Below are 12548 nucleotides of genomic sequence, written 5' to 3'. Positions count from 1 at the left end.
CAGCTAATCTATCTTTTTAATATACTATTACGAGGAATGAATTTCCTTCCGCCGGCCGAATAGGAGAACCGCGCCGGCGGACGATTTGTGGTGCGTGGTTCACGAACGATGGGGGTGTCTTGGATCATCATGGCGGGTGAGGAAAAACCGGCGCGCAACATCCCAATAACCGCGATAGACGAGACCACCGTTGTGGCTCACGAGCTTATCACGGTTGTCGCTATAAACCGACGGTAGGCGGTACCACGAGATTCCGGGCCGCAGGTGATGAAGGACGTGAAGGTTGTTGTAGAGGTAAAGTAGGCCCAGAATGGCGCTGCCCTCGACGATCGCCGTTCGCTCCTCGTGGTCATCGGCATACCGGTGTTCTGCAAAAGATCTCAGCCGCGTCAACGCGGCACCGATATAGACGAACCCGAAAAGATAGAGCCAGAGCGGCATCGCGCAGACAACGGTCACCCATGCCAGTACAGGCAAGATGGCGCCCAGATGCCAGGCCCAGATCCGAGCGCGTCCTTTTACTCCGGAGCGAACATGGCGCCATTCACTGATCAGGAAACTGAAGATCATGACGGCCGGCCCAAGCGTCAGGCGACCGAGCAATGTCATGTTGAAATCAGCCAGCCAACGACCCGGCCGGCCCATCTTCTGCCAAGCCAGTTTGGTGACATAGGCGGATTCGGGATCGTCGATAGGGTCGGTCAGAAACTCGTCCCGGTGATGAACGAGATGAGTATCGCGATAGATAGAATAAGGAAGCCAAAGAGACAGCGGCACGGAACCGATGGCATCGTTGATGGCCTGATTGCGCGTGGGGTGACCGTGAATGACCTCATGCTGGAGAGACCCTTGCCACGCAATCAGCCAGCCGCCCGCAAGCATGACCACAACAAGCGGCAATTGCTGCCACCAGAATGTCAGGGCCAGAAACGAGCCGTAGATAAGGCCCGCGAGAATGACTGTCGGCCATTCCAGCTTGCTTGTCCCAACATGAAACCGGAAGCTCCGATTGGGCTCGATTGACATTGTCAGCTCCGCAGATGGAGGCCGCCGGATCCATCGCGCGGCGGCCCGGCATGGTTCAGTGTCAGGCGACCTTGCGGTCGCTGCCGAGACCCGAGGCCGCATCGAGACCCCGCTCGATATCTTCGAGAATATCGTCAATGTGTTCGATGCCGATCGACAGGCGGACGTAGCCCTGCGACACGCCGCTGGCCAGTTGCTCCTCGCCCGAAAGCTGGGAATGGGTGGTGGTCGCCGGGTGAATCGCCAGGCTGCGCGCATCGCCGATATTGGCGACATGGTAGAGCAGTTCCAGGCTGTCGATGAAGCGGCGGCCGGCTTCGAGACCGCCTTTCAGCTCGAAGCCGACGAGCCCGCCGTAGCCCCCCTTCAGATACTTGTCAGCACGCTCGCGCCACAGACCGGTCTGCTTGGAAGGATGGATGACCTTCGCCACTTCCGCCCGGGTCGACAGATAATCGGCGACTGCATCGGCGTTCTTGACGTGGCGCTCGATCCGCAACGGCAGCGTCTCGATGCCCTGAATGATCTGGAAGGCGTTGAAAGGCGAAAGCGGTGCGCCGAGGTCGCGCAACAGCGTCACGCGCGCCTTGATGATATAGGCAATCGGGCCAAGAGGCTTGACGGCCTCCGTCCAGACGGCGCCGTGGTAACTCTTGTCGGGCGCGTTCAGCGCCGGCTGCCGTTCGGGATGTGCCGCCCAGTCGAAATTTCCCCCATCGACGATCAGTCCTCCGATCGACGTGCCATGGCCGCCGAGATACTTGGTCGTTGAATAAACGACGATTGCCGCACCATGATCGAGCGGACGGGCGAGCAGCGGAGCCGCCGTGTTGTCGATGATCAGCGGGATGCCGGCCTCGCGGCCGATGGCCGCAACCTCTGCGATTGGAAACACCGTCAGTTTCGGATTGGGAAGGGTCTCCGCATAATAGGCCCGCGTCCGATCGTCGGTCGCCCGGCGGAAATTCTCAGGATCGGTCGGATCAACGAAGCGCACCTCGATCCCCTGATCCTTCAGCGTGTTGGCAAACAGGTTCCACGTTCCGCCGTAGAGATCGGTCGAACTGACAATGTTGTCGCCCGCCTTTGCCAGGTTCTGGACTGCAAAGGCAGACGCCGCCTGCCCGGAGGCAAGCGCCAGAGCTGCCACGCCGCCTTCGATGGCGGCCACGCGCTGCTCGAGCACATCGACCGTCGGATTGCCGATGCGGCTGTAGATATTGCCCAGTTCCTTGAGGGCAAAGAGATTGGCCGCGTGCTCGGTATCGCGGAACTGGAAGGAGGTCGTCTGATAGATCGGAACGGCAACGGCTCCGGTGGCCGGATCGGCGCGCCAGCCGGCATGAAGAACCAGGGTTTCCGGGCGGATGGATTTCAGGGTCATGATATCTCTCTTAAGGAATGGAGTTGAACAGGATCAGGCCGCAACGCGGCGAAGGGCGGCAGCGAGGTTGGCAGGCTCGGCACGCACAGTGAAATCGGCATCGACGAACGCCCAGACGACCGTGCCGTTCGAATCGACGATGTATGTCGCCGCGAGCGGCAGTTCATGGCTTTCATCGCCATTCCAGTCCGCGAGATCGATGCCGATCTCGCGATAGATCGGCCGCAGTTTCTCCGGCAGGGAGAAGACGATCCCGAGTTCGCGGGCATAGCGATTGCCCTTGTCCACCAGAACGGGAAAGCCCAGCGTATTCTTGCCGGCGGTCTCGCGTGCATTGCCGGGCTGCTCCGGCGTGATCGCAACGACGGTTGCACCCGAAGCCTCGATATCTCCGAGCGAATGTGACAGGGCGCGCAGTTCGACGTTGCAATAGGGGCACCAGCCGCCGCGATAAAAGCTGATGGCAAGCGGACCGTCGGCAGCAAGCGTCCCCAGATCGACCTCATTGCCGTCGAAGTCCTTGATGACCGGCAGCGGAATGATCGATCCGACCGACGCCGCTCTTTTCGTGATACCGCTTGCTTTCAGGTCGGTGATCGACTGGGCGATCGCAGAAAAAATCGGCTCCGGAAGCGCGCTTTTCAGCGCTTCGGCAGTCTTCTTGAGCTCAACGGCAAGTGACATGGACGCCTCCTTCGGAATGAAGCAGCGGGATGGCTGCTGCATTGTAGTCAACATCATTTATTTCTATGGTTTTTGTAGAGTAATGAATTTCCAATTTTTGCAACTTCGTTGAAAATTGCATTCATCTCCGTTTCTCAGAGCCGTCGGCCAAGAAAGCCCTCTGGCCAAGGGTAAAATTGTTTCCAGAACCGCCTGTTTATGAAACCAAATTACTCTACAATTTTTATAGATAAATTCACATTGGAGATGCGCAGACACAGCGCCGAGACAATTCGTTCGCGCCTTTCTCCCAAGCAGCGCGATTGTGCCTGCCCCGGCGGCCTCGCGGTCGGCCGGGGCGGGACGACACTGGCTGGCCTGTGAATGACCTCTGAATAGATCCTGGCGGATGGTCTTTGCAGGATGGACGAGAAACTAGCCTCTGAGGTTGGAGAACAACATGTCTGAACCGTCACGCACACACGTCCACACAGAGGTTCTGAACGCAAACAGGGATTACGTCGCGGTCTTCGGTGATAAAAAAGACCTCGCTTTGCCGCCAGCGCGCGGCTTCGCCATCCTGACCTGTATGGATGCCCGTCTCGACCCTGCCAAGTATGCCGGCCTTTCGGAAGGCGACGCGCATGTCATCAGAAACGCAGGCGGACGCGCAACCGATGATGCCATCCGCTCGCTGGTGATTTCCCACAAGCTGCTTGGCACGAAGGAATGGTTCGTCATCCACCACACGAATTGCGGGATGGAACTCTTCTCCGACGAGATCATCGGCGATCTTCTCGAGGACAATCTGGAGACGGCAGCCTTCGACGGCGCGACCTGGAGCAATCCGAAACATGGAAATGGCTGCGCCCATGGTCATTTCATCAAGTGGCAAACGATTTCCGACAACGAACGCAGCGTCGTGCAGGATGTACGCCGTATCCGCGAACACCCGCTCGTTGCCGGGCATATTCCCATCTACGGTTATATTTACGACGTGAAAACGGGACGGATCAATGAGGTGAAGACCGCGACCGAGGCCGGCAAGGCAACAGTCTGACAGTCGGCTAAAACTACATGAAGGGTAGGCGCTCCAAGGAACGTCTTTGCCCATATATGGCTCGGTGGCATTGAGGCCTTGTTCAACGAACCCAAAATCATCACATCAGGAAGCACGAACGTACATTCGAAAGACAAAGTCCATGCTACCCCGCCAGCTTCATCTCGGTGCCTTCATGCGCCCCGTCAGCCTCCACACGGCGGCTTGGCGCTACCCCGGCGCCTATGCGGATGCCAACTTCAATTTCCGCCACCTCAAGGACTTCGCGCAAGCGTTGGAACGGGCCAAATTCGACGCCTTCTTCATGGCCGATCACCTGGCCGTACTCAACATGCCGATCGAGGCGCTGCGACGCAGCCATACGGTCACATCCTTCGAGCCGTTCACGCTGCTGTCAGCCTTGGCGACGGCCACCAGCCGGATCGGGCTGGTGGCAACGGCGTCCACCACCTTCGACGAACCCTACCACATTGCCCGCCGGTTCGCCTCGCTCGATCATATCAGCGAGGGGCGCGCAGGCTGGAACATCGTGACGACGTCAAATCCAGATGCGGCGTTGAACTTCGGGCTGGAGGATCATGTCGAGCACGCGGAAAGATACCGCCGCGCCCGTGAATTCTACGATGTCGTTACCGGGCTGTGGGACAGCTTTGCCGATGATGCCTTCATCCGCGATGCAGCGTCCGGCTTCTATTTCGACCCGGAAAAACTGCATGTGCTGGACCATAAGGGCGACCATCTCTCGGTACGCGGCCCGCTCAACATCGCACGTCCCCCGCAGGGTTGGCCCGTGATCGTTCAGGCCGGCGCCTCCGAACCGGGGCGCCAGCTTGCCGCCGAAACAGCAGAGGTGATCTTCGGTTCCTCGCCGGACCTCGAAGCGGGTAAAAGTTTCTATGCCGACGTCAAAGGCCGCATGGAAAGGATCGGCCGAAACCGCGACCATCTAAAAGTGCTGCCTGGTGCCTTCGTCGTTGTTGGTGATACCGTGGAGGAGGCGAGAGCCAAACGAGCCCATCTCGACAGCCTGGTGCATTACGAGAGCGCCATCGCCTCGTTGTCGATTGCGCTTGGACACGACGCTTCCGGATTCGATCCCGACGCACCCTTGCCGCGCGACATTCCCGACACAAATGCCAGCAAGACGGGGCGTGCGCATGTTCTGCGGCTGGCGGAGCGGGAATGTCTGACAGTGCGCCAGCTCGCGCAGCGCTACGGCGGCTATTCGGGTCTCGCCTTCGTCGGCACACCGGCCACGATTGCCGACCAAATGGAGACATGGCTTTTCGAGAACGGCAGCGACGGGTTCAACATCGTATTCCCCTATCTTCCACAGGGACTGATCGACGTTGCTGAGAAACTGGTCCCCGAACTGCAAAGGCGCGGGCTGTTCAGGCGCGACTATGACGGAACGACCCTGCGCGAACATCTGGGACTGCCCCGGCCCGACAATCGGTTCTTCAAAACCGGAGGAGATGAACGTTGACAGGCGAGATTTGGGCAAGCGGTGCAGCCACCGAGGAAGCGGTTTGCAACAGTCGCCAAAAGATCAAGTGAGACCAACGCAACACCCGCCTATCTTCCTCACACGATCGGCATCGTGAATATCGACCAGACAATCGACACGGCGTGAGCGCCAACGCGGAGGAACCAGACGCCATGGCTGCGCAGCCAACCAATTTGACCGTGCTGACCACGGAAACAGCCCAATGGCCAGCCGTGCGTCGCCTCTGGGATACCCTGTGCGAAGAGGCGACAGCGGCTGCGAAAAACGATACGGCGCTCGTGCGACCGATGAACTCGGCCGTTCTCTACCATGCAAGCTTCGCGCATGCCCTGGCACACCGGCTGGCGCTCAAGCTCGCCAACCACGACATCGACCAGGAAGAACTCCTGTCACTAATTCACCGCGCCATTTTGAGCGATGCGGAACTTCTCGTCGCGGCAGCGGCGGATTTGGAAGCCGTGAAGGACCGCGACCCGAGCAACACCGAAATCCTCACACCTTTCCTCTATTTCAAGGGATTTCTAGCCCTGCAGGCCCACCGCGTGGCGCATTGGCTTTGGGTCGGCGACCGGTCGCATCTTGCCCGACACATCCAGAGCAGGATTTCGGAAGTTTTCGGGATCGATATCCATCCTGCAGCCAAGATGGGGAAAGGCATCATGCTCGACCATGGAAGTGGCCTCGTGATCGGCGAAACAGCCGTGGTCGAGGACGATGTCTCCATTCTCCAGAACGTGACGCTCGGCGGCACGGGCAAGGAAACCGGAGATCGCCATCCGAAGATCCGGCGCGGAGCGCTGATCGGCGCAGGCGCCAATATCCTCGGCAATATCGAGATCGGGATCGGCGCCAAGGTCGGAGCTGGCAGTGTCGTGATAGCCCCTGTCGCGGCCTATACGTCCGTCGTGGGGGTGCCGGCCCGCCCAATCGGACAGCGCCACTCGGTACTGCCCGGCGTCACGATGGATCAGGCCATGCCGGAGCCGGACTACGTGATCTGACGCACCGGCATTCGGCAGAAAAGCGAACGCCACTCATGGCGTGGTTAGATATCCGCGACGCCCGGAAGATATTCCGATATCGCCACCGCTACATTTCTGGCCTGCACGCGAATATCCGGCACGGCGGTTATTTCCCAGAATTGCCCCGCGGTCAGTGCGCCGACGGCAAACAGGCCGGGCTGCGTGCTGCCGTCCCGATCGAGAACCTGCGCATTCCGGCTGACGCAAATACCAAGGCCGAGCTTATCCGCCGAGATCAAGCCGTCTTCCAGCATCTGCCGAAGTAGCGGGGAGTGGGCGATCCCTGCCCGTTCCATGCCCGTGCAATTGATGATCCAGTCAGCCCGCATCCTGATGCCGCCCACGCCGCCGCGCGGCCGAAATGCAAATGCCAGCTGCCGTTCGTCTTCTTCGATCGTCTGCAGAAAACCCTTACGGACAGTCACAGTGCCGTCGCCAAGCAGCGCCTCAAGGCGCTTGAAGACATCCGGCGCCAGTCGGTGGCGATGGATGTTCCACCAGGCAAGGGCGTGGCGCAGGAAGCGGCTTTTCTGCGCATGTGACAGTTCCTGCCAGAGGCCCTGGGTCAACGGACGAAGACCATCCATCACACCCCGCCAGTCCGCGCCTGTACGCACCTGACGGCGAAGGGCGGCAAGAATCATACTGATTTCCCGCGATGATGGTAGTTCCGGCACAACCGGCACCACTTTTCGGGTCAGGTGCGGATGGGAGGCCAGACCACGCCGGGAAAGCACATGGATCCGGCCGCGATGCCCATGTGCCCGCAGCGCCAGAACCTGATCGACCATGGTCAGGCCAGATCCGAGAATGCAGACAGTTTGGGATGGTTCCACATGCGACAGCCAGCCGAGCCGCCAGGGGTTGGAGACGATACGCTCCCGCAATATTCCCTTCACGCCGGCCGGATCGACCGGCAACTCCGCATTTCCGACGCCGAGGCACAATACAACGTTGGCGGCTTCGAGGTTCGTGCCGTTGTCGAGCTGGAAGGCGACCCGTCCCACCGTACACTGATCGCATGCCGTTGCCTTCGCCTTGATGAAATGCAGCGTCGGCCGGGTGTCGCGATTACGCAAAAGCAATGCCAGCCTGTCACGAAGATAGCGTCCGAAGTCGTCGCGAGACGCAAAACCATCCGGCGGGACCCCGCGTTTCTGGTCACGCAGCCAGACCACGAAATCATCGGGCTGATCCGCAAATATGCTCATACGCGCGGCTGGCACATTGAGGCGATGAACGTGGAGTTCAGTCCGGTAGGCGGTACCGCGCCCGAACCCTGGATCGTCGCCGACGACAGCAATCGACGCCGATGGCGGCAACAGTCGCAACAGATTGACGGTTTCGGCAATCGCGGAAAAGCCTGAGCCTACGACCGCGACATCATAGACCATGTCATTCCCTCACCTGCCAGCCGTGGGGCGGATTTCAACACCGAAACGACGCTCATCTCTCAGGATGAAGATGAGCAATGAATGACTGTATCCGCGCGAGCCTCATCCAGAGTCCCGGGCATCCCGCGTTTCGACCAATTCGTCGATCCAAGCACCAAGGACCGATGCCGCTGCATGGCTCTGCACGACGATCTCCGGCACGAGATCAATATCGGGAAGACTACCCAGGCCAAGCGGCCCCATGGCAAACAGCCCCTGAAACCGGTCCGGCGAAGCCATCGCCCGTCCACAGCGGTCGACGAGGATGCCAATGTTCACCTCGTCGCGGCGTGCAAGATCCGCACGAAATACCGAACGGAACAGGGGAACATCGATGTCGGTCGGTCGAAAGCGGCAGTCTATCGTGCGGTCTGCCGGAAGGACCTCAAGACCAGCTGGAACTGAAAGCAGGACGCCGTTCGTTGCGATGCGCTCGACTTTTGCCTTCCGCACGGTGATCGCGCCACTTTCGATCGCCGCATGCAGGCGCTGGTAGTGTTCCGGCGGCAAGCGGTTTCGATGGCTGTCGTAGATCGCCTTCACGTGACGTTTAAACCGGCTGCGCTCTTCAGGCGTCAAGCCTTGCCACAGGTCGCCGGCGCGCAGACGGAAGCCGTTCATGATGCCCTGCCAGCCGGAACCCTCGGCATTTGCCGTGTTTGCGGCTTCGCGCAGAAAGCGGAACGCGCCGCGAAGCGTGCGCGGCAGCGGTTGATCCGAAAGGACCGGCCCAACACCAGAACGCGCGTGCGATTGCGGCAGGAAACCCGAGGCAGAGATCAGCGTGACGTGAGAAGCCTCTCCTGCAGTCAGCAGCCTCAGTGCCTTGTCGACAGCGTGAACTCCACCGCCGACAACCACGGTATTTCGAACGGCACTGAGCGAAGACGGTTCGTCTGCCCTGTCGCGCTGGCCATAACCGGTCGCAAGAAAGACGGCATCGAAGTGCGTGCGCTGCTGCTCGCCGAAGAAGACCGAAAGTCCGTTGCGGGGATGCCGATCGATCGCCGTCACGCTTTCCGGGCAGACCTGAACAACGACATCGGTTCGGCCTCTCAGGGCCTCGGAAAATCGCTGATAGACATAGGCACTGAAAGTCTCTCCCGGAACGAACGCATGTTCGACGCTCACGGCACTAGGGTTTACGCGATCGCGCCATGCATCACCTGTTTCGAGCCACTGCCGAAAGTCATCCGGGACGTTTGGATCGACGGAAAGGTCGCGCACGCGGCTATTGAGCACTGTCGATGCGGTTTGGCTCACGACCTCGCCGCCTTCGATCTTCGGCTGCGGGTCGAACATCACCAGATGGAAAGGCCGGTCGAATCCCTTAAGCAGAGCAATCGCCGTCATAAGGCCAGTGAAACCGCGGCCAACGATGCCGACCTTTGCCATGCGACCGGCGGTAGCGGGCCGTTGCGACGAATCTGAAAAAAGGGGTGGGACAAGCGTCATGCGTCGGTTCCTTTCTTGCGTCGGACCAGGCGGTGTTGCATCAGCCGAACGAGTCGGATCGGCCATGACGGCATAAATGTCTACTAAAATAATAGAATTTGACATCCCGAAAGCAAGAGCTATTTTTTGCTCGGATTTTACGATGCGCCTGCGGGAGCCCGTCTTTCGGGTGGCATAGGCAACAAAAAATGGATGAGACAATGAGCCTGCGTATCAATGACATTGCCCCGGACTTCACGGCCGACACCACGATCGGGCCGATCAGCTTTCACGAATGGATCGGCGCTGGCTGGGCCGTCTTGTTTTCGCATCCGAAAAACTTCACGCCGGTCTGCACGACAGAATTGGGCGGCATGGCAGGGTTGGAGCAGGAATTCCTGAAGCGGGGCGCAAAGGTCATCGGCATTTCCGTCGATCCCGTGGAAAGCCACGGAAAATGGAAGCAGGACATCAAGGTCGCAACCGGGTTCGATGTCGATTACCCACTGATCGGCGACAAGGAACTGAAGGTCGCCAAGCTTTATGACATGCTGCCTGCCGGCGCCGGCGAAAGCTCCGAAGGACGCACGCCTGCCGACAATGCGACTGTCCGCTCCGTTTTCGTCATCGGGCCTGACAAGAAGATCAAGCTGATCCTCACCTGTCCGATGACGACCGGCCGCAACTTCCATGAAATCCTGCGCGCCATCGATTCCATTCAACTCACCAGTAAACACCAGGTAGCAACGCCTGCCAATTGGCAGCAGGACGACGACGTCATCATCACCGCCGCGGTGTCAAATGAGGATGCCGTCACGCGCTTCGGAAGCTATGAAACGGTCCTGCCCTACCTCCGCAAGACCAAGCAACCGTCCGCCTGAACCACCTCGGGTTTGCTTGCGGAAATGTATCACGGCGGCTCCGCAGCGGAGCCGCCTGACCAATTCGCCGTTCGCCCGACACAGGGTTCGTCAGCCAGCCAGCCATTTTGCCAGGAAATAGGACATCTGCGGGCGCCACCACTGCCAATCGTGGTTCACATCCTCGCCCCAATAATCGACCCATGCCGGGATGGCCTTCTCGTGAAGCACGGCTTCCAAAGCCCTGGTTTCCTCCAGCATCTCGTCTTCCCAGGCGCCCTGTCCACAGCATACCGTCAGACGGAGGCTGCGGATCTGCCGGAGAACATTTTCATCCTGGAGGTTCGCGAGATAGTGCAATGGTGAATTGAAATAGATCGAACCATCGAGATTGGAGCCAAAGAAGTGTTTGGTCGAATAAATGCCGCTGAGTGCGATGACACCATCGCCCAACCAAGGAAAGCGGAACAGGAAATTTGCGGCGTGAAACGCTCCCATTGAGCATCCCGTCAGCAGTGGCCGGACTTCCGCGCCCCCATTCACCTCACGGCTGACCCTGGCTATTTCGGGGAAAATTTCGTCACTGATATAGCGGAAATAGGCTTGGTGCCGTTCAATGCGGTGACTGAAATTGTCGTCCGGGCTGAAAAACGTTTCGCCATCGATGCCATCCACCGTCCATATCTGGATTTTTCCGGCATCGATGAAGCCCTGCAATTCGGCGACCATGCCGGAATCTTCATACTGGTAGAATCGCCCATTGGACGTCGGGAACACCACCACCGGACGGCCGCTGTGACCATAGATCTTGTATTCCATCGGGCGGGCTAGATGCCTGCTATGTTGGCTATGATACGAAACGAGCATGTTTCAGACTTTGACTTCCTGAATGAACGCCACGATGTCCCGCACCTCATCGAGGCTCTCCGAGCGGAACTGATAGGCAAAATCACCCATAGCACGTCGGAATACCGTTTCAACCTCTTGATACTTCGCCAGCTTCATATGCCATTTTCCGACGATCTCGTGATGGGTGTATTTGTAGTCCAATCGGTGTTTGCGGCTGGCATAGCCGGTGAAGTATTTGCCGGGGAATGGCCCGCCAACCCGATTGTGCGCGACCATCATCGCCCACTCGCCATAAACATCCATATCGTGGGTGAAATTGATGGCGTCGGTCATCCAGGCTCCCGGCGGACGCATGTTGACTTCCAGGGCGATGATCTTCTTGTCGCGCTTGCGTTGGAAAAGTTCGATGTGGAAGAACCGCTCGCGAATATCCATGGCCTTGAGGATGTTTCGCCCAGCCTCCTCGATCTCCGGGTCAATCGCCGGCAGGCAGAAATAGTAGAGATGGGAGTCGCTGTTCACCACCTCCATGATGCTCTGCTCGAAGCGGTGGCTTGTGGCAAAAACCACATGCCCGTAGCGATCGATCAGACCGTCATAGGTCAGGATGATGCCATCGACATATTCCTCCAGAATGAAGGATATGTCCGACGGCTTGTTGCTGAAGAAACTATCAAACTCCCGAGCCGAGGAAATCTTGTAAGTCATGCTGGCGCCCGATCCGAGATCCGGCTTGGCGACGATCGGAAATCCGACCTTGTCGATGAAATCAAGAGCACTCGGCTTGTCGGAGGTTTTCAGGTGCGCGACCGTGCTCACGCCGCTTCGCTCGAAATAATCCTTCATCTTCGATTTCTGTTTCAAATTGTCGATGAAATCCAGCTTGGTTCCATAGATATTGAAATCGGTGCGAATACGCGCCTCCAGCTCCAGCCAGTGCTCGTTCAGGCTCTCGAAGCGGTCGATCTTACCGTAGCGGTGAATGAAGTAGCCGACCGCCCGGATGACTTCATCATCGTTCTCCATGTCAGTGACACGATAATACTCGGTGAGTGATGCCCGCAGCTTATCGGTCAGGTCGTCATGGGGCGTATCTCCGATACCGAGCACACGCACACCGTTGCGGCTGAGATGCTGACAAAATTCCGCGTTGTAGGCGGGGAAGTGCGGCGAGAAGAAAATGAAATTCAAGGGTTTTCCCTTTATTGCATAGACTTAGTGGATAATTCTTCACTCATTTCCACCCGAAAGTCTATATTGCGGCCAACGAACTTTCGGCACGTATCAACTCTGCTCAGCAGGCGTATCAG

At 58.6% G+C, this 12548-nt stretch carries 11 protein-coding genes; 4 read left to right on the top strand and 7 right to left on the bottom strand.

Translation table 11 applies throughout. From position 1 onward, the window contains the following. Positions 1-99 precede the first annotated feature (99 nt). The 3 genes from ACSQ3F_RS25440 to ACSQ3F_RS25430 form a co-directional block, all read right to left on the bottom strand. Positions 100-1026: a fatty acid desaturase gene (locus tag ACSQ3F_RS25440; RefSeq protein ID WP_436102985.1), complete on the bottom strand. Its 927-nt coding sequence runs from the start codon at positions 1024-1026 to the stop codon at positions 100-102. Between the two features lie 61 nt (positions 1027-1087). Further along, positions 1088-2410, bottom strand: a complete 1323-nt coding sequence (locus tag ACSQ3F_RS25435; protein WP_436102984.1) for an O-acetylhomoserine aminocarboxypropyltransferase/cysteine synthase family protein — start codon at positions 2408-2410, stop codon at positions 1088-1090. A gap of 33 nt (positions 2411-2443) precedes the next feature. After that, positions 2444-3094 carry a peroxiredoxin-like family protein gene (locus tag ACSQ3F_RS25430; protein ID WP_436102983.1) on the bottom strand — a complete coding sequence of 217 codons (651 nt, stop codon included), beginning with the start codon at positions 3092-3094 and terminating at the stop codon, positions 2444-2446. A gap of 439 nt (positions 3095-3533) precedes the next feature. On the opposite strand from ACSQ3F_RS25430, the gene ACSQ3F_RS25425 reads away from it, so the two are divergent. The 3 genes from ACSQ3F_RS25425 (at position 3534) to cysE (ending at position 6641) form a co-directional block, all read left to right on the top strand. Then, on the top strand, positions 3534-4133 hold the full coding sequence (locus tag ACSQ3F_RS25425; RefSeq protein ID WP_436102982.1) for a beta-class carbonic anhydrase: 600 nt from the start codon (positions 3534-3536) through the stop codon (positions 4131-4133). Between the two features lie 142 nt (positions 4134-4275). Continuing rightward, positions 4276-5619: an LLM class flavin-dependent oxidoreductase gene (locus tag ACSQ3F_RS25420; RefSeq protein WP_436102981.1), complete on the top strand. Its 1344-nt coding sequence runs from the start codon at positions 4276-4278 to the stop codon at positions 5617-5619. 173 nt (positions 5620-5792) lie between these two features. Further along, positions 5793-6641, top strand: coding sequence for a serine O-acetyltransferase (cysE, locus tag ACSQ3F_RS25415; RefSeq protein WP_436102980.1), 849 nt, complete (start codon positions 5793-5795; stop codon positions 6639-6641). A gap of 44 nt (positions 6642-6685) precedes the next feature. On the opposite strand, the gene ACSQ3F_RS25410 is transcribed toward cysE, so the two are convergent. Next, a complete protein-coding gene (locus ACSQ3F_RS25410; RefSeq protein WP_436102979.1) occupies positions 6686-8056 on the bottom strand; it encodes an FAD/NAD(P)-binding protein in 1371 nt (456 codons plus the stop codon). Positions 8057-8158: 102 nt separating this feature from the next. Continuing rightward, complete coding sequence (locus ACSQ3F_RS25405) at positions 8159-9490, bottom strand: FAD/NAD(P)-binding protein (RefSeq protein ID WP_436102978.1); 1332 nt, start codon at positions 9488-9490, stop codon at positions 8159-8161. Between the two features lie 260 nt (positions 9491-9750). Here ACSQ3F_RS25405 and ACSQ3F_RS25400 point away from each other — a divergent pair, with 260 nt between their 5' ends. Further along, positions 9751-10410 (top strand): peroxiredoxin, encoded by a 660-nt coding sequence (locus ACSQ3F_RS25400; protein ID WP_436102977.1) that lies wholly within the window; start codon positions 9751-9753, stop codon positions 10408-10410. 90 nt (positions 10411-10500) lie between these two features. On the opposite strand, the gene ACSQ3F_RS25395 is transcribed toward ACSQ3F_RS25400, so the two are convergent. Next, entirely contained in the window at positions 10501-11208 is a 708-nt protein-coding gene (locus ACSQ3F_RS25395) for an esterase family protein (RefSeq protein WP_436102976.1), read from the bottom strand. Between the two features lie 51 nt (positions 11209-11259). Continuing rightward, a complete protein-coding gene (locus tag ACSQ3F_RS25390) occupies positions 11260-12429 on the bottom strand; it encodes an ATP-grasp domain-containing protein (protein WP_436102975.1) in 1170 nt (389 codons plus the stop codon). Positions 12430-12548 lie beyond the last annotated feature (119 nt).

It is taken from the genome of Pararhizobium sp. LjRoot238, assembly GCF_964252955.1.
In the GTDB taxonomy this organism is placed as follows: Bacteria; Pseudomonadota; Alphaproteobacteria; order Rhizobiales; family Rhizobiaceae; genus Pararhizobium.
Note: the sequence above shows the minus strand (reverse complement) of the source record. Positions and strands in the feature narration are given on the sequence as shown.